General features: G+C 72.4%; 14 protein-coding genes. 9 read left to right on the forward strand and 5 right to left on the reverse strand.

Annotated features, from left to right (window positions below):
- Nucleotides 1-32 precede the first annotated feature (32 nt).
- The gene (gene rsmH / locus BT364_RS01545) at nt 33-998 is read right to left on the reverse strand and encodes a 16S rRNA (cytosine(1402)-N(4))-methyltransferase RsmH (protein ID WP_072483222.1); all 966 of its coding nucleotides are present in this window, start codon (nt 996-998) and stop codon (nt 33-35) included.
- A 380-nt stretch (nt 999-1,378) separates the two neighbouring features.
- On the opposite strand from rsmH, the gene BT364_RS01550 reads away from it, so the two are divergent.
- The 4 genes from BT364_RS01550 to BT364_RS01565 all read left to right on the forward strand — a co-directional run bounded on the left by BT364_RS01550 (nt 1,379) and on the right by BT364_RS01565 (nt 7,097).
- Nucleotides 1,379-1,930 (forward strand): beta-class carbonic anhydrase, encoded by a 552-nt coding sequence (locus tag BT364_RS01550; RefSeq protein WP_072483223.1) that lies wholly within the window; start codon nt 1,379-1,381, stop codon nt 1,928-1,930.
- A gap of 243 nt (nt 1,931-2,173) precedes the next feature.
- Nucleotides 2,174-3,223: an AAA family ATPase gene (locus tag BT364_RS01555; protein WP_072483224.1), complete on the forward strand. Its 1,050-nt coding sequence runs from the start codon at nt 2,174-2,176 to the stop codon at nt 3,221-3,223.
- Entirely contained in the window at nt 3,223-4,611 is a 1,389-nt protein-coding gene (locus BT364_RS01560) for a DUF58 domain-containing protein (RefSeq protein ID WP_072483225.1), read from the forward strand. Before BT364_RS01555 ends, BT364_RS01560 begins: the two co-directional genes overlap by 1 nt.
- Entirely contained in the window at nt 4,608-7,097 is a 2,490-nt protein-coding gene (locus BT364_RS01565) for a transglutaminase TgpA family protein (RefSeq protein WP_072483669.1), read from the forward strand. The genes BT364_RS01560 and BT364_RS01565 overlap by 4 nt, the downstream gene beginning before the upstream one ends.
- Nucleotides 7,098-7,263: 166 nt before the next feature.
- Here the strand turns inward: BT364_RS01565 and BT364_RS01570 are convergent, their stop codons facing one another.
- The 3 genes from BT364_RS01570 to BT364_RS01580 all read right to left on the reverse strand — a co-directional run bounded on the left by BT364_RS01570 (nt 7,264) and on the right by BT364_RS01580 (nt 9,339).
- Entirely contained in the window at nt 7,264-7,656 is a 393-nt protein-coding gene (locus BT364_RS01570; RefSeq protein WP_072483226.1) for a DUF3040 domain-containing protein, read from the reverse strand.
- Nucleotides 7,657-7,950: 294 nt separating this feature from the next.
- Nucleotides 7,951-8,709, reverse strand: a complete 759-nt coding sequence (locus BT364_RS01575) for a class I SAM-dependent methyltransferase (RefSeq protein WP_072483227.1) — start codon at nt 8,707-8,709, stop codon at nt 7,951-7,953.
- Between the two features lie 102 nt (nt 8,710-8,811).
- Nucleotides 8,812-9,339 carry an SAV_6107 family HEPN domain-containing protein gene (locus BT364_RS01580; protein WP_072483228.1) on the reverse strand — a complete coding sequence of 176 codons (528 nt, stop codon included), beginning with the start codon at nt 9,337-9,339 and terminating at the stop codon, nt 8,812-8,814.
- A gap of 168 nt (nt 9,340-9,507) precedes the next feature.
- Between BT364_RS01580 and BT364_RS01585 the strand changes: the two genes are divergently transcribed.
- From BT364_RS01585 to BT364_RS01605, 5 genes are all read left to right on the forward strand, one after another.
- Nucleotides 9,508-10,323, forward strand: coding sequence for an ATP-binding cassette domain-containing protein (locus BT364_RS01585; RefSeq protein WP_072483229.1), 816 nt, complete (start codon nt 9,508-9,510; stop codon nt 10,321-10,323).
- A complete protein-coding gene (locus tag BT364_RS01590; protein WP_072483230.1) occupies nt 10,295-12,382 on the forward strand; it encodes a YhgE/Pip family protein in 2,088 nt (695 codons plus the stop codon). The genes BT364_RS01585 and BT364_RS01590 overlap by 29 nt, the downstream gene beginning before the upstream one ends.
- 29 nt (nt 12,383-12,411) lie before the next feature.
- Entirely contained in the window at nt 12,412-13,023 is a 612-nt protein-coding gene (locus BT364_RS01595; protein WP_072483231.1) for a TetR/AcrR family transcriptional regulator, read from the forward strand.
- A 361-nt stretch (nt 13,024-13,384) separates the two neighbouring features.
- A complete protein-coding gene (locus BT364_RS01600) occupies nt 13,385-14,002 on the forward strand; it encodes a DUF4126 domain-containing protein (protein WP_072483671.1) in 618 nt (205 codons plus the stop codon).
- A gap of 30 nt (nt 14,003-14,032) precedes the next feature.
- Nucleotides 14,033-15,550: a phytoene desaturase family protein gene (locus BT364_RS01605; RefSeq protein WP_256259552.1), complete on the forward strand. Its 1,518-nt coding sequence runs from the start codon at nt 14,033-14,035 to the stop codon at nt 15,548-15,550.
- Nucleotides 15,551-15,596: 46 nt separating this feature from the next.
- Here the strand turns inward: BT364_RS01605 and BT364_RS01610 are convergent, their stop codons facing one another.
- Entirely contained in the window at nt 15,597-16,520 is a 924-nt protein-coding gene (locus BT364_RS01610) for a hypothetical protein (RefSeq protein WP_072483232.1), read from the reverse strand.
- Between the last annotated feature and the right edge of the window lie 26 nt (nt 16,521-16,546).

The raw sequence follows: 16,546 nt of genomic DNA on the forward strand, positions 1-16,546 counted from the left end.
CGCCGGTTTCCGGGTCCCCGGACGCCGGACGCTCATCGTTCCTCCTCGCGGATCCGCTGGGCGCCGCGCAGCCGGGCGGGGGCGGCGCGCCGGTTCTCGGCGACCTCCTCCTCCGTGGGCAGTTCCGCGCCGCGGGTCAGCAGCTTCAGCCGGGGCTGGTAGCGCTCGGGGACGACCGGCAGTCCGGGGGGCGCCGTGGTGGCGGCGCCCGCCGCGAACACCTGCTTGACCAGCCGGTCCTCCAGCGAGTGGTACGAGAGGACGGCGATGCGGCCGCCGACCGCGAGGCTCTGCACGGCGGCCGGAATGGCCCGCTCCAGGACGGTGAGCTCGCCGTTGACCTCGATGCGCAGCGCCTGGAAGGTCCGCTTGGCGGGGTTGCCGCCGGTGCGCTTGGCGGCCTGGGGCAGCGAGTCGCGGATCAGCGCGACGAGCCGGGCGCTGTTGCTGAACGGCTCCTTCTCGCGCTCGCGCACGATCGCCGAGACGATCCGCTTGGCCTGCTTCTCCTCGCCGTACGCCCGCAGGATCCGGACCAGCTCGCCCGGCGGATAGGTGTTGAGCACCTCGGCAGCGCCGATGCCGGTCGTCTGGTCCATCCGCATGTCGAGCGGGGCGTCCTGGGCGTAGGCGAATCCGCGGTCGGCCTCGTCCAGCTGCATGGAGGAGACGCCGAGGTCGAACAGGACGCCCTGGACCTTCGGGATGCCGAGCCTGTCGAGCACCTCGGGCAGTTCGTCGTAGACCGCGTGCACCAGAGTGGCCCGGTCGCCGTACGGGGCGAGCCGCTCGCCGGAGAGCCGCAGCGCCTCCTTGTCCCGGTCCAGCCCGATCAGCCGTACGGAGGGGAAGGCGGAGAGCAGCGCCTCGCTGTGCCCGCCGAGGCCGAGGGTGCAGTCGACGACCACGGGCACCTGCGGGTCCGGCGCCTCCAGAGCCGGGGCCAACAGGTCCAGGCACCGCTGGAGCATCACCGGGACGTGTCGGGTCTGGCTCATGCGCCCTCTCAGGCTCAGGTCCCGTGTGGCCGCACGTACGGCCTGGTCCCCGCCCGCTCAGAAGGGGAGGTCGGCAGGCGCCGGGGAAGGAGCGCCGGCCGGCCGGCGAGCGGGAGAGGGCCGGGCCCGTACGTACGCCGCACACACAGGGGAAATCTACGGAATGTGCAGGGTGTCGGTAACTTCCCGTCACTTTAGTCCACCCTGCCATTCGATCGATTCCCGATCAATCAACCCGGCTGCGCGTCGCCCCGCCCCCCGTTCACCCGCACGGCCGCACAGTGTGAGGCTTGTGGGTTACCTCACAACAAGTCTCGTTGACGTTCTTTGTCCCTTCTCACAACACGACGGACGCAGGTGCGGGGGATAACGTCATAGCCATGTCGACTTCCGCGCAATCCCCCGCCGGGCCCGCCGCCCCGGCCCGCCCCGGAGACACGGTCACCGACCGTCTCGTCGAGGCGAATGTCCGGTACGCCGCCGATTTCGAAGACCCGGGCATGGATGCCAAGCCGGTACTGCGCGTCGCCGTGGTCGCCTGCATGGACGCCCGGCTCGACCTGCACGACGCGCTCGGCCTGGCGCTCGGCGACTGCCACACCATCCGCAACGCGGGCGGTGTGGTCACCGACGACGTGATCCGTTCGCTGACCATCAGCCAGCGGGCCCTCGGCACGCGCAGCGTCATACTCATTCATCACACCAACTGCGGCCTGGAATCGATCACCGAGGAATTCCGCCAGGAGCTGGAGGTGGAGGTCGGCCAGCGTCCGGTCTGGGCGGTAGAGGCGTACAAGGACGCCGACCAGGACGTACGCCAGTCGATGCAGCGCGTGCGCACCTCGCCGTTCCTGCTGCACACGGACGACATCCGTGGCTTCGTCTTCGATGTGACCACCGGTCTGCTGCGGGAAATCCTCCCCGCCTCCTGACCGGCCGGACGCCGTCCTTCCGGACCGAAAATCCCACCAAAACCGGCATATCACCCCCACTTGTCCACAGGCGAGTGACACGAAGCGGTAACGGCAACAAGAATGCCCGTGTGACATCCCGCCGGACGTGTCCGGGAGCGGTGTCCGTGTTTCGGGGTGGGCCGGACCGCTGTGTGCGCGTCGGCCCGTGAATGGGGTATCCCCTGCTCCTGGTGAGCGTGGGGCAGGGCCGAGGAGGGCCGGGTGACGACCTATGACGATCGAGCGAGCCTCACAGATCTGACCACGACTGCGGAGCGGGTGCGCAGGTCGGTGGAGAGCGTGATCGAGGGCAAGCCCGAGGTCGTACGGCTTTCGCTGACCGTACTGCTGGCGGAGGGGCATCTCCTCATCGAGGACGTCCCCGGAGTCGGCAAGACGATGCTGGCCAAGGCGCTGGCACGGTCCATCGACTGCTCGGTGCGGCGGATTCAGTTCACGCCGGACCTGCTGCCCTCGGACATCACCGGTGTGTCCATCTTCGACCAGCAGCGGCGCGACTTCGAATTCAAGCCGGGCGCGATCTTCGCCCAGATCGTGATCGGCGACGAGATCAACCGCGCCTCGCCGAAGACCCAGTCGGCGCTGCTGGAGTCCATGGAGGAGCGCCAGGTCACCATCGACGGGCACAGCTACGAGCTGCCCGACCCGTTCATGGTGGTGGCCACCCAGAACCCGGTCGAGATGGAGGGCACCTATCCGCTGCCCGAGGCCCAGCGCGACCGGTTCATGGCACGGGTGTCGATCGGCTATCCGACCGCGGAGGCCGAGCTGCAGATGCTCGATGTGCACGGCGGTATCTCGCCGCTCGACGACCTTCAGCCGGTGGCGCACGCGCACGAGATCGTGAAGCTGATCGACGCGGTGCGGACGGTCCATGTGGCCGACGCCGTGCGACGGTACGCGGTGGAGCTCGTCGGGGCCACCCGCAGCCACCCCGATCTCCGGCTCGGCGCCTCGCCCCGGGCCACCCTGCATCTGCTGCGCGCCGCCAAGGCCTCCGCGGCGCTGAGCGGCCGGGACTACTGCCTGCCGGACGATGTGCAGGCACTGGCGGTCGCGGTGCTCGCGCACCGGCTGCTGCCGACGGCCCAGGCCCAGCTGAACCGCCGTACCGCCGAGCAGGTCGTGCTGGAGATCCTCCGGCAGACGCCGGTCCCGACCGCGAACGGCGGCGTCAGCCAGGTGCAGCCGCAGCACCAGCCGGGCCGTCCGGCGTACGGCCGGCAGCAGCCCGGCGCACGGCGGGTGTGATGACCGCCGGGGGGCCGGCCGCGATGGACGACGGCGACGAGAAGGGCGGTCTGCGGGCCGCTCTGAGCGGGCTGACCACCCGTGGGCGGTCCTTTCTGGCGGCCGGGATCGCCGCGGCGATCTGCGCCTATGTGCTCGGCCAGGCGGATCTGCTGCGGGTCGGGCTGCTGCTCGCCGCGCTGCCGCTGGTCTGTGTGGTGGTGCTCGTCCGCACCCGCTACCGGGTCGCGGGCACCCGGCGGCTCACGCCGTCCCGGGTCCCGGCCGGCACCGAGGCGCGGGTCCATCTGCGGATGGAGAACGTGTCGCGGATGCCCACCGGGCTGCTGATGCTCCAGGACCGGGTGCCCTATGTTCTCGGGCCGCGGCCCCGGTTCGTGCTGGACCGGGTGGAGGCGGGCGGCCGCCGCGAGGTGTCCTACCGGGTGCGGTCGGATCTGCGCGGGCGCTATCCGCTCGGGCCGTTGCAGCTGCGGCTGAGCGATCCGTTCGGGATGTGCGAGCTGACCCGTTCGTTCAGCGCGTACGACACCCTCGTGGTCATTCCGCGGACCGAGCCGCTGCCGCCGGTGCGGCTGGCCGGCGAGGCCTCGGGGTACGGCGAGGGACGGCAGCGTTCACTGGCGCTGGCCGGTGACGACGACGTGATCCCGCGCGGCTACCGGCACGGCGACGATCTGCGCCGGGTCCACTGGCGCTCGACCGCGCGCTACGGCGAACTGATGGTGCGCCGCGAGGAGCAGCCGCAGCGGGCCAGATGCACGGTGCTGCTGGACACCCGGCGGATCGCCTACCAGGGGACGGGGCCCGACTCCGCCTTCGAGTGGGCGGTGTCCGGGGCCGCGTCCGCGCTGACGCACATGCTGGAGCGGGGTTTCGCCGTCCGGCTGCTGACCGACGACGGGACCGCGGTCCCCGGCGAGGGCGCGAGCGGTTTCGCCGGTTCGACGCAGGAGTCCGCCGAGTCCGCGGGTCTGATGCTGGACACCCTGGCAGTGGTCGACCACTCCGACGGCAGCGGTCTGTCGCGCGCGTACGACGTACTGCGCGGGGGCAACGAAGGGCTGCTGATCGCCTTCTTCGGCGATCTGGACGAGGAGCAGGCGGCGGTGGCGGCGCGGATGCGGCAGCGCAGCGGCGGCGCCGTCGCCTTCGTACTGGACAGCACGGACTGGGGGCAGGGCGATCCCCCGCGCGCGGGGGCGCGAGAGGCTTCCGGGCAGCGGCTGCGACTGCTGCGGGAATCGGGCTGGACGGCTGTGGCGGTGGCGCCCGGGACCGGTCTCGCCCGCTGCTGGCAGCAGGCGGGGCACCAGGACGTGGCGGCTCAGTCCGCCGTCGGCGGCGCCGCGGACGGCACGACAGGTTTCTCCGGGGGATGGTCATGAGCAGTCGTGGTCGGCTGGCGCTGTGCGCCTTTGCGGCGACGCTGATGGCGGCGGCCTCGATGCTGCCGCTGGTCGAGCCGGCCGGGTGGATCCTGCAGGCGGCGTTCCTGCTGGCGGTCCAGTGCGGGACGGGGGCGCTCGTCCGCCGGGCGCCCGTGCCCCGTGTGCTGATCGTCGCGGCGCAGGCGTTGGTCACGCTGGTCCTGCTGACGGTGGTCTTCGCCAGGCAGCAGGCGCTGGCCGGTCTGCTGCCCGGCCCGGAGGCCGTCCAGCGGCTCGCGCATCTGCTGACATCGGGTGCCGAGGACGTCGGAAGGTATGCCGCTCCGGCTCCCGTGACGGACGGCATCCGGCTGATACTGATCGGCGGTGTGCTGCTGGTCGGGCTGGCGGTGGACGCCCTCGCGGTGACGTTCCGCAGCGCGGCCCCGGCCGGCCTGCCGCTCCTCGCGCTCTACTCGGTGGCCGCGGGGCTGTCCGAGGGCGGGGCGGACTGGCTCTGGTTCCTGCTGGCGGCCGGTGGCTATCTGCTGCTTCTGCTGGCCGAGGGCCGGGACCGGCTCTCCCAGTGGGGTCGGGTCTTCAGCGGCGCGGCCGCCAGGTCCCCGGGGGGCCCGGCGGTCGGTGCGGCGCTTTCGAGCGGCCGGCCGACGGCCCCGGTCCGCACCGGGCGCCGCATCGGCGCGCTGGCGCTGGGCGTCTCGCTGGTCGTCCCGGCGGCGCTGCCGGGACTCGGCGGCGGTCTGCTGGCGGGTACGGGCGGCGGCGGGAACGGCAAGGGTGGCGGCGGCACCATCTCCGCGGTGAACCCGCTGGTCTCGTTGCAGGACAATCTGAACCAGCCGGAGAACCGGCAGGTGATGTCCTACCGCACCAATTCCGGCGCCCCGCAGGACTTCTATCTGCGGATTCTGGCCCTGGACCAGTTCAACGGGAGCGAGTGGCGGCCCTCCACGCGCCGTCTGAGGGACGTGCCGAAGCGGCTCCCCGATCCGGCGGGCCTCGGCCCGGACGTGGCGGTCACGGAGGTCAGGACGAACGTCTCCGCCTCCGGCTCCTACCAGCAGACCTATCTGCCGCTCCCCTACCCGGCGACCGAGGTCCGGATCAACGGGCGCTGGCGGTACGAACCGGAGGGGCGGACGCTCGTCGGTGACCGCGGGGAGACGACCCGCGGTGCGCAGTACCAGGTCTCCAGCCTGGTGGTCGCGCCGACCGCCGAGCAGCTCGCCGCGGCTCCGCCCGCGCCGGCCGCGCTGCGGCGCGAGTACACCCGCGTACCCGCCTCCCTGCCGAGGGTGGTCGAGGAGACCGCGGACAGGGTGACCAAGGGCGCCGCCAACGATTACGAGCGGGCGGTGAAGCTGCAGGACTACTTCGCCTCGGACGGCGGGTTCACCTACGACACCTCGGTGAACTCGGGCACCGGGAGCGCGGCGATCAGCCGGTTCCTCAAGGACAAGCAGGGCTTCTGCGTCCACTTCTCGTTCGCGATGGCGGCGATGGCACGGACGCTGGGCATTCCGGCCCGGGTCGCGGTGGGCTTCACCCCCGGCACCGGGCAGTCGGACGGTTCGGTCTCGGTGGGGCTGCGCGACGCGCATGCCTGGCCCGAGCTCTACTTCGAGGGCGTCGGGTGGACCCGTTTCGAGCCGACTCCGACGCGGGGCAGCACCCCGTCGTACACCCAGCAGGCCGTTCCCACGGGTGACACGGACGTCCCGGCCCTGCCGGAGAAGGGCTCCTCGGCTGCTCCCTCGGTCGCGCCGTCCGTCCCGGACAGCTGCCCGGCGCAGATGCGCAAGCAGGGCGAGTGCGGCAGCACGGCGGCGCCCGGGGTGACGACTCCGACGGACTCCGGGACACCCACGGGCACGGTCGTCGGTCTGGTCCTGCTCGCCGTGGTGGTCCTCGCGCTGCCGCTGCTGCCGCTGCTCTGGCGCCTGCGGGCCCGCAGGCGCAGGCTGGGTCTCTCCACCGGGCGTACGCCGCCCACCGACCGGGACACCGACGGCACCGATCCGGACCCCGGAGCCGGACCGGGCCGTGCCCCGGTGCACGCGATGTCCGGCACGCTCGCGGCCTGGCAGGAGATCACCGACACGGCCTGGGACCACGGCATCGAGCCGGACGACTCCCGGACCCCGCGCAAGGCGGCGGACCGAGTGGTGCGGCTGGGGCAGCTGGGACCCGATGCGGCCGCCGCGGTGCACCGGGTCGCCGGAGCGGTGGAGCAGGTCCTCTACGCCCCCGTGCCCCGGCCGGCCACCGGACTGGCCGAGGACGTGGAGACGGTACGAGCCGGTCTGCGGGCCTCTGCCGACCGGCTCACCCGGATCCGGGCCGTCGTGGCACCGCGCTCGGCCGTTCGGGTGATCTGGGCGGCCACGGACCGCTGGGCGGCGATCACCGGTCGCTGGACGGCGCTCCGGCGCCGGGACCGGTGGGCGGGCGTGCTGCGGAGGCCGTCGCGCCAGCAGGGGTGACCGACCGGGGGCGCGGCCCTCGCGAAGGCGCCTGGGAACGCCGCTCGCGAGGGCCCGCCCGGCCAAGGAAACCTGGCCGGTGGCCGCCCTCGGCGGCCCGCGCCGGGCGCGCATGAGGGGCGGCCGCGAAGACGCGGCCGCCCCTCATCCAAGTGTGTCCGAGGGCCTACTGGCCCTGCTCGTCGCGGCGGCGCTGCCACCGCTGCTCGATGCGGTTCATCACGGTCCGGCGCTGCCTGGGCCGACCGCGCTCGCCGGCGCCTCCGGCTGCCGGATGCTCGCCCGGTTTGGGGGCTTTGCGCCAGCCAGTGACCGCAAGGACCGCACAGCCCAGCATGACGAGAAAACCCACCACGCTGATCCAGATGAGCTGGGCGACCATTCCGGCCATGAGGAGCGCGATACCCACCAGGAAGCCTGCGACCGCCTGGTAGACCCGTCGCCGGGTGTACGTACGCAGCCCGCTTCCCTCGAGCGCTGTCGCGAACTTGGGATCTTCGGCGTACAGCGCTCGCTCCATTTGCTCGAGCATTCGCTGCTCGTGCTCCGAGAGCGGCACGGAGTCCTCCTCGTCGTCGGCCGCGGGGGGCGGCCGGTATGCGGCCCTTCCAGGATAGGCAGGGAATCGCCCCCGTGAAACCCGCCTTCTTGCCCATCAGCCAGTCCGGGCCGCCACAACGGCTCAGCTGCTGAGGCGTTGATTCCCCAACCTCCGATCCGTCATGCCGGATGGTGTCCCCCGATCATACGGGGCGAAGCGCCCGATCGGGGGGCCTGGTGCGTACTCCGTCTGCCGCTGCGCCGCTGATCAGCCGTGCTGCGTCCGGAGCCGCCGGACCGGACCGGCTCGCGCTCAGGCGCGCTTCGTGCCCAGGACGTGCAGCTGCGTCGCCACCGAGTGGAAGGCGGGCAGTTCGGCCGCGGCGGCCTCCAGCTTGAGCAGGGCCTCCATGGCACCGGGCTCCGTGTCCACCAGGACACCCGGCACCAGGTCGGCGAAGACCCGTACGCCGTGGACCGCGCCGACCTCGACGTCGGCCCCGGAGACCAGCTCGGTGAGCTGCTCCGCGGTGTAGCGCCGGGGCATCGGGTCGCCCTCGCCCCAGCGGCCCGCCGGGTCGCCGAGCGCCTGCCGGGCCTCGGTGAAGTGACCGGCGAGCGCCCGTGCCAGGACGGCACCGCCGAGCCCGGCGGCGAGCAGGCTGAGTGCGCCGGACGGCCGTAGCGCCTCCACCGCGTTGCGCACGCCCTCGGCGGGGTCGTCCACGTACTCCAGGACTCCGTGGCACAGCACCGCGTCGTACCCACCGCGCTCGACCACCTCGAACAGGCCGTGGATGTCGCCCTGGACGCCGCGGACCCGGTCGGCGACCCCGGCCTCGGCGGCGCGGCGCTCCAGCGCGAAGAGCGCGTTGGGGCTGGGGTCGACGACGGTGACGCGGTGGCCGAGACGGGCGACCGGCACCGCGAAGTTGCCGGTGCCGCCGCCGGTGTCCAGGACGTCCAGGGCGTCCCTGCCGGTCGCCTTCACCCGGCGGTCGAGGGCGTCCTTGAGGACCTCCCAGACCACGGCGGTACGGAGGGAGGCGCGGGGGCGCAGCTGGTCCGACACGGCAGATGACTCCTCGGCACGGTGCCGCCTCTGACGGCGGAGCGTGAACAGTGCAGGTGGTACGAGCGCTGCCCACCCTATTGCCTCGCGCCGCCGCTGCCGTCATCCCGCGTCGGACCGCTCCCTCCTGGCCTGCGGGAGCACCGGCTGGAGCACCAGCAGCCGCTCGACCAGACGCAGGAACATCGCCGCGTCACGCAGCAGGTCGTCGGCGTCCCGCCGGCTGGCCGCACCGGGGATCCCGGCTTCGGCACGGGCCCTGCGGCGAGCGCCGGAGGCGAACAGCGCGCTCCATTCGGTCAGCTCGGGGGCTATTTCGGGCAGGACCTCCCAGGCGCTGCGGATGCGCTCCCGGCGCCGCCTGGACGTCTCCGGGCGGCCCCGCGCGGCGAGCACCGCGGCCGCGGTGCGCAGCGCTGCGAGGTGGGCGGTGGCATACCGCTCGTTCGGCACATCGAGAACGGCGGCCTCGTCGAGGCCGGTGCGGGCCTTCGCGAGCAGATCGAGGGCGGCGGGCGGCGCCGTGGTGCGGCGCAGAACGGGATGGACATCGCTTGCCGGGCCGGTCAGTGAGGGGGCAGGGCCGTCTGCGCGGCGCCGGGGTGCGGCTGCTGCGGACGAGTGGGCCATGACGAAACCTCCGTCTCGTGTAACGGCTCCGTGGCCGTATGTATCCATCGTGAGGGGCACCACTGACAATCGACCCGAATCCCCCTTTGACCTGCACTTTTGCTTCGTTCGCAAGTTCGGGCTACCTTTTTGGACTGACTGGTCAGTTCAAAAGAAGGGGAAGGGCCTGTGGACAGCCCGCACGGGGCATCCGTCACCGCCGAGGACTTCGGCCTCAAGGGGCCGCGCGGCTGGGCCTTCCAGGGCCTGGACCTCGATGCCGGACCCGGCTCACTGGTGGCGATCGAGGGCCCGTCCGGCTCGGGCCGCACCTGCCTGCTGCTCGCTCTCACCGGCCGGATGCGCCCCACCGAGGGCCAGGCGAAGGTCGGCGGGCTGCGTCTGCCGCGCAAGATGGCCGCCGTACGCCGCATCGCCGCGCTGGGCCCGGTCCCCGGCGTCAGCGAGCTCGACCCTGCCTTCACCGTCGACGAGCACCTGCGCGAGCGGGCCCTGCTGCAGCGCCGCTTCGACGGCTCGCTGCGCGCCCTGCTGCGCCCGCGTGCCGAGCGGATCGCCGCAGCCCGGGCCCGGATCGACGCGGCGCTGGACGCCGCCGGACTCGACCCGGCCACCCTGCCCAAGGCCGGGCGGACCTCCGTACGGGATCTGGAGCGGCTGGAGGCGCTGCGGCTCTCCGTCGCCCTCGCGCTGATCGGCACCCCGCGGCTGCTCGCGGTGGACGACACCGATCTCAAGCTCTCCGACGCCGAACGCGCCGAGGCCTGGGACCTGCTGCGGTCCGTCGCGGACAGCGGCACGACCGTGCTGGCCGTCTGCAGCCAGGCGCCCGAGGACGCGATCACCCTGCGTACGGAGAACACGGACGACACGGCCGGCACGACCGCGAGGACCGCGAGGACCGCGACCGGGGAAACCGCGACCGGGGAAACCACGACCGAGGAAGGAACGGCCGATGCGTTCGCCAAGACTGGCCGCGCTTGAGCTCAAGCGTTTCGGCAGGGGAAAGCTCCCGCGCGCCGCGCTGGTCGCGCTGCTGCTCCTGCCGCTGCTGTACGGCGCCCTGTACCTGTGGTCCTTCTGGGACCCGTACGGCCGCCTCGACAAGATCCCCGTCGCGCTGGTCAACAACGACAAGGGCACCACCGCGGCCGGCAAGCGTATCTCGGCCGGTGACGAGATCACCGGCAAGCTCCTGGACTCCAAGGTCTTCGACTGGCACGAGGTGAGTTCCGCCGAGGCCGACAAGGGCGTCGAGGACGGTACGTACTACCTCTCGCTCACCATGCCGTCGGACTTCAGCAAGCGGATCGCGTCCAGTTCGGGCGACTCCCCCGAAGCCGGCGCCCTCCAGGTGCGGACCAACGACGCCAACAACTACATCGTCGGGCAGATCTCCCGCTCGGTCTTCTCCGAGGTGCGCACCGCCGCGTCGACCACCGCCTCGCGCGGCTTCTACGACCGGATCTTCATCAACTTCTCCGACCTCCACGACGCGACCGCGAAGGCCGCCAAGGGCGCGGACGACCTCAAGGGCGGCATCAGCAAGGCCAAGGAGGGCTCGCAGGATCTCGCGGACGGGCTGAAGGACGCCAAGGCCGGAAGCAACAGGCTGGCCGGCGGGATCGTCAAGCTGAACAAGGGCGCGAGCGACCTCGAAACCGGCTCCCGGCAGGTGGCCGAGGGCACCCAGCAGCTCGCCGACAAGGTGAACGGGGTGGCCGCCGACATCCGCCCGTTCCTGAAGGACAACGGCAAGTCGATCGGCGACACCGCCCGGCTGGTCTCCGACTCCTCGAAGACCGTGCGGGACAACCTCGACGTGCTGGTGAAGGCGGCGCCCACCGCGGCCACCGCCGCCCGCACGGCCTCCGACGACCTGGCCGAGATCTACCGCACCAGTTGCACGCAGGAGCCGGTCCCCGACTCCACCGTCTGCCCGCCGCTGAAGCGTGCCAAGACCGCGGCGGCCGATGTCGCCGACGTGGCCGACGACGTGAACGCACTGGTCACCAATCAGAACGGCGATCTGAAGAAGCTGCGCACCCAGCTGACCACCCTTCAGCGGCAGGCCGACGACCTGGCCGAGCGCGCCCCGCACCTGGACGAGGACCTGGAGTCCGCCGTCAAGAAGGTCAACGCGCTCAACACCGGCGCCCACAAGGTCTCGAAGGGGGCCGACGACCTGCACACAGGCCTGGTCACGGCCAGGACCGGCTCCGCCGACCTGGACAGCGGCGTGGGCGACCTCAAGAAGGGCGCGGCGAATCTGGACGGGGGGCTGGTCCGGCTCGGCGACGGCTCGGCCACCCTCGCCCAGGGACTCAACGACGGCGTCGGCGAGATCCCCGACTACGACAAGAAGGACCGCGACGCCCGGACCGGAGTCATGGCCGACCCGGTACAGCTGGCCTCCCAGTCGCTGCACGCGGCCCCCAACTACGGCACCGGTTTCGCGCCCTACTTCATCCCGCTCTCCCTCTGGGTCGGCGCGATGGTGGCCTACATGCTGATCCAGCCGCTCAACCGGCGCGCGCTCGCCGCCGGGGCCTCCGCCTGGCGGATCGCCTTCGCGGGCTGGCTGCCGGTGGCCGCGATCGGTCTGCTCCAGGTGGCCGCCCTGATGTCCGTACTGCACTGGGGGCTCGGTCTGCAGATGGCCCGCGCCGCCGGCACGGTCGGCTTCCTGGCACTGGTGACCTGCTGCTTCGCGGCGATCGTGCAGTGGCTGAACGCCCGGTTCGGAGCCGCGGGACGGATTCTCGTACTGGCGGTGCTGATGCTCCAGCTGACCTCGGCCGGGGGAACGTATCCCGTCGAGACCAGCCCCGGGTTCTTCAACGCGATCCACCCCTACCTGCCGATGAGTTACATCGTCGAGGGGCTGCGCCGGCTGATCACGGGCGGCGGGCTCGGCCCGGTCTGGCAGGGCAGTGCGGTGCTGCTGGCCTTCACGGCGGGGGCGCTCGCGCTGACCGCGGTGGCCGCACGCCGCAAGCAGGTGTGGACCCTGGACCGGCTCCACCCGGAGCTGAGCCTGTGAGCACGCCGGAACCTGTGAGAATCGGGGACATGGAAAGCAGTAGCACCACGCGTCGCCGGGCCACCCGGCAGAAGCTCTACGAGGCGGCCGTGACCCTCATCGCCGAGAAGGGCTTCTCGGCGACCACGGTGGACGAGATCGCCGAGCGCGCCGGCGTCGCCAAGGGCACGGTCTACTACAACTTCAAGAGCAAGACCGAGCTCTTCGAGGAGCTGCTGCGCCACGGCGTCGGCCTGCTCACGGCCTCGCTGCGCACCGCGGCCGAAGAGACCGGGAAGCGCGGCGGCACCCGGGTCGAGGCCCTGGACGCGATGATCCGGGCCGGTCTGGTCTTCATCGACCGCTATCCGGCCTTCACCCAGCTGTACGTCGCGGAGCTGTGGCGCACCAACCGGGCCTGGCAGGGAACCCTCCTGGTGGTGCGTCAGGAGGCCGTCGCGGTGGTCGAGGGGGTGCTGCGCGAGGGTGTGGGCAACGGTGAGCTCAGCGAGGAGATCGACATCCCGCTGACGGCCGCCGCACTCGTCGGCATGGTGCTGGTGGCGGCCCTGGACTGGCAGGCGTTCCAGCCGGAGCGTTCGATCGACGATGTGCACTCGGCGCTCTCGTTGCTCCTGCACGGGCGGGTCAGCGGGCGCTGACCGTCCGGGACCGGGGCCCGGCAGCGCAGAAAGAACGCCGGTCCGGTGAGGCTCGATCCCCCCGAGCCTGCGCCGGACCGGCGTCTTCCGTACTGCCGGAGAGCCTTCCCCCGTGACCTTCGTCCCCCGTGATCCCCCGGGCTCTCCTTCGTGCTCCCCCGATCCGGAGGGAGCGCCGCGACCGTTCCGCCGCCCCGTGCCGGCGGTGCGGAGGCGCCCCTCTCCGTGCGTTCCACTCTCCCGTCCGCACAGGTGGAAGCCCATCCGCGCACCTACTCATCTCGTCGCCTAGGTACGGATACTCAGGGCTGCGCACCCGACCGGGCCCCGGGCGTTGCTCCATCTGGTTACGATCGCGTCCGTGTCCGTACTTCCCCTGGTGTTCACAAGCGGCTGGGCGAGCGGGATCAACGCCTATGCGGTGGTCCTGCTGCTCGGTGTCTTCGGTGCGACCGGCCTGACCGACGAGGTGCCCGCGTCGCTGCAGCGCACCGATGTCCTCGTCGTGGCCGGCGTTCTCTTCCTGTGCGAGGTGGTGGCCGACAAGATCCCGTACGTGGACTCGGTCTGGGACACGGTGCACACCGTCATCAGGCCGGTCGCCGGTGCCGTCGTGGCCGCGCTGCTGGCCGGCGAGAGCGGTTCGCTGCCGCAGCTCGCGGCCGCGGCGGTGGGCGGTTCCACCGCGCTGATGAGCCATCTGGTGAAGGCGGGCACCAGAATGGCGGTCAACTCCTCCCCCGAACCGTTCAGCAATGTCGTGGTGAGCATCGCGGAGGACCTGGGTGTCGCCGGGATCGTCACCTTCGCGATATTCCATCCGGTGGTGGCCGCCGTCATCGCGGGAACGCTGTTGCTGCTGGGCATCGTCACAGTGGCCTTCCTGGCCTCCAGAATCCGCCGCTACCTGCGCCGCAGGGCTCAGCGGCGGGAGGAGAAACGCCTGGCCGGGACGGGTTCGCACTGGCCGGCGGAGTGACTGTCGGTGGTGGCCGCTAGGGTCACTGACATGGCACGTATTGCGGTGATCGGCGCCGGGATGGGCGCGATGGCGGCGGCCGCCCGGCTCGCCGTGGCAGGCCACCGGGTGACGGTGTACGAGCGGTCGGAGACCTTCGGCGGTTCGGTCGGCCGGTATGCCCATGAGGGCTTCGCCTTCGACACCGGCCCGGCGCTGCTGCATCTGCCCGCCGTCTACCGCGACTTGTTCGTGAAGACCGGCAAGGAGCCGCTGGAGCGGTGCGTCACCATGACACAGGTCGATCCGGCGAGCCGTCATCTGTTCGCCGACGGCACGGCGGTCTCGCTGCCGAACGCCTCACGTGCCGGAGTCGTCTCCGCGCTGGACGGCGCGCTCGGCGGCGGTGCGGGCGCGGCCTGGGGCGAGTTCCTGGACCGGGCGCGCGATGCCTGGGACCGGTCCCGGCGTCCGCTCCTGGAGGAGCCGCTGCGCGCCGACTGGCAGGTGCTGGGCCGTGATCCGTATCCGGCGCTCCGGCAGCGCCGCCTGCTGCGCTCCGCCCGGCAGGCGGGCACGGTCTCGGAGGTCGGCGCGTGGGAGCTGGCGGACCCCCGGCTGGCCGCGCTCCTCGACGGATACGCCCTGTCGTACGGGCTCGATCCGCTGCGCGCACCGGCGGCTGCGGCCCTGCTGCCGTACATGGAGGAGACGTTCGGCAGCTGGTACGTCTCCGGCGGGATGCGGGCCCTGGCGCAGGCGGTGTACGAGCGGTGCCTGGCCCGGAAGGTGAAGTTCGTCTTCGGCGCCGAGGTCGCCCGGGTCGTCGAGAAGGACGGCCGGGCGTCGGGCGTCGAGCTCGTGGACGGCACGGTCGCCGAGGCCGGCCATGTGGTGCTGGGGGTCCGGCCGCGGCCGGAGCTGGTGCCCGGTCAGGAGCTGTGGCAGGACGGGGACGTGGCGGTGCAGCCCCGGCCCGGACAAGGGGTGGTGCCGGGGCGCTTCCTGGTTCTGCTCTCGTTGCGCGGCGCCCGGCCCGCGTATGCCGTGCACCGGACGCTGGTGCATCCGCAGGACGGCGCGGCGGAGCGCGAGGCGGTGTTCGGCGGAAGCCTCGCCGAGCACCCCACGGTGACGGTGCTGCGCCCGGACGACCCCTCGACCCGTCCCGACGACGCGCACGAGGCGGTGACGCTGACGGCGACGGTCGCCCCGCACGGTGCGGTGAACTGGACGGACCCGGCGGTGCGCGAGCAGTGCGCCGATGCGCTGATCGACGCGGCGGCCGCGGCCGTGCCCGGGATACGGGAGCGGCTGCTCCATGCCGAGGTGCGGACGCCGGCCGAGACGGCCGCCGACACCGGCGCGGAGGGCGGTTCGGTGCCCGCGCCCGCGCTGGCCGGGGCGGGCGGCGCACATCTGCACCCGGGCAATCGCACCCGGCTGCCGGGGCTCTACGCCGCGGGCGGCTGGTCGCACCCGGGCGGCGGGCTCGCCCACGCGGGCATGTCGGGAGCGCTGGTCGCCGGGCTGATCGTGGAGGGCGACGGCTTCCGGGGCTCCCAGTGACCGGGAGAGCCGTCGGCCGGGCCCGGCCGACCGACCGTCGTCGTCGTCAGTAGCGGTACTGCTGCTCGTCGTAGCCGTTGCCGTTGTTGTAGCCGTTCGGGTGCGGGGCGGGGCGCGCGGGCGGCTCCGGCGGGGCGACCGGGTACTGCTCGCCCTCGCGCTGCTGAGGCACCCAGACACCGCCCGGCGGCGTCTCGGGGGCGTACTGCTGGGCGTACGGGTCGGCGTCGTACTGCTGCCGGCCGCCGAAGCTGTCGTAGCCGTTGCCGTGGCTGTCGTACGCGTCGTACTGAGCGGGACCGCCGGTGGTGCCGGTCCCGATGTACGGGTCGGAGTACGCGGCGTACTGCTGCCGCTCGGTGCCGTAGTCGTACTGCCCGGCGAGCGGGTCCTGACCGGCGTACGGATCCTGGCCCTCCGCCCCGTACGCGGCGGGGGCGGGGGCGGCGTACGGGTCGTGCGCGGCGTACTGCGGCTGGGGCTGCCCCGCCTGGCCCGCCCCCTGCTGCGACCGGTGGTGGTCGGAGTAGACGCCGTACTGCCCGGTGTCGTCCGGCATCGGCTCGGGCTCGTAGACCGCGGCCGCCAGAGCCTCGGCGTTGGCCCGCTGCGGGGCCTGCTCGTCGTGCGGCGCCATCTCCAGGTCCGACACCTGGAGCGTGGGCCCGCGGCCCTCCCGGTCGCCGCCGCCCCGGCGACGACGGCTCGCACCGGGCTTGCCCCCTATGGCCCAGCCGGTGGAGAAGCCGCGCCGGAAGGAGAGCGTGACGTAGGTCTGGCCGGTCGCGAAGGCGATCGTGCCGACGACTATGACGAACACCGACGGAATCAGCACGCCGACGACCACACAGCCGAAGCCGCCGAAGGCGAGCAGACGCCAGCGAAGGCGCGCCTTGTACTGCAGGAGCACCTCGCCGAGCAGCCACAGCGCGACGATTCCGAACGCGATGTAGAGGACCGTCCAGCCCATGCCCGCCCCCTCCTACGGCCACCGCC

This window comes from Streptomyces atratus, from assembly GCF_900119365.1.
GTDB lineage: Bacteria > Actinomycetota > Actinomycetes > Streptomycetales > Streptomycetaceae > Streptomyces > Streptomyces atratus_B.

What these genes read in the sequence shown, in the direction of transcription:
- rsmH (WP_072483222.1), bottom strand. Translation starts at nt 998, where the DNA reads ATGAGCCAGACCCGACACGTCCCGGTGATGCTCCAGCGGTGCCTGGAC.
- BT364_RS01550 (WP_072483223.1), top strand. Translation starts at nt 1,379, where the DNA reads ATGTCGACTTCCGCGCAATCCCCCGCCGGGCCCGCCGCCCCGGCCCGC.
- BT364_RS01560 (WP_072483225.1), top strand. Translation starts at nt 3,223, where the DNA reads ATGACCGCCGGGGGGCCGGCCGCGATGGACGACGGCGACGAGAAGGGC.
- BT364_RS01565 (WP_072483669.1), top strand. Translation starts at nt 4,608, where the DNA reads ATGAGCAGTCGTGGTCGGCTGGCGCTGTGCGCCTTTGCGGCGACGCTG.
- BT364_RS01580 (WP_072483228.1), bottom strand. Translation starts at nt 9,339, where the DNA reads ATGGCCCACTCGTCCGCAGCAGCCGCACCCCGGCGCCGCGCAGACGGC.
- BT364_RS01590 (WP_072483230.1), top strand. Translation starts at nt 10,295, where the DNA reads ATGCGTTCGCCAAGACTGGCCGCGCTTGAGCTCAAGCGTTTCGGCAGG.
- BT364_RS01595 (WP_072483231.1), top strand. Translation starts at nt 12,412, where the DNA reads ATGGAAAGCAGTAGCACCACGCGTCGCCGGGCCACCCGGCAGAAGCTC.
- BT364_RS01605 (WP_256259552.1), top strand. Translation starts at nt 14,033, where the DNA reads ATGGCACGTATTGCGGTGATCGGCGCCGGGATGGGCGCGATGGCGGCG.
- BT364_RS01610 (WP_072483232.1), bottom strand. Translation starts at nt 16,520, where the DNA reads ATGGGCTGGACGGTCCTCTACATCGCGTTCGGAATCGTCGCGCTGTGG.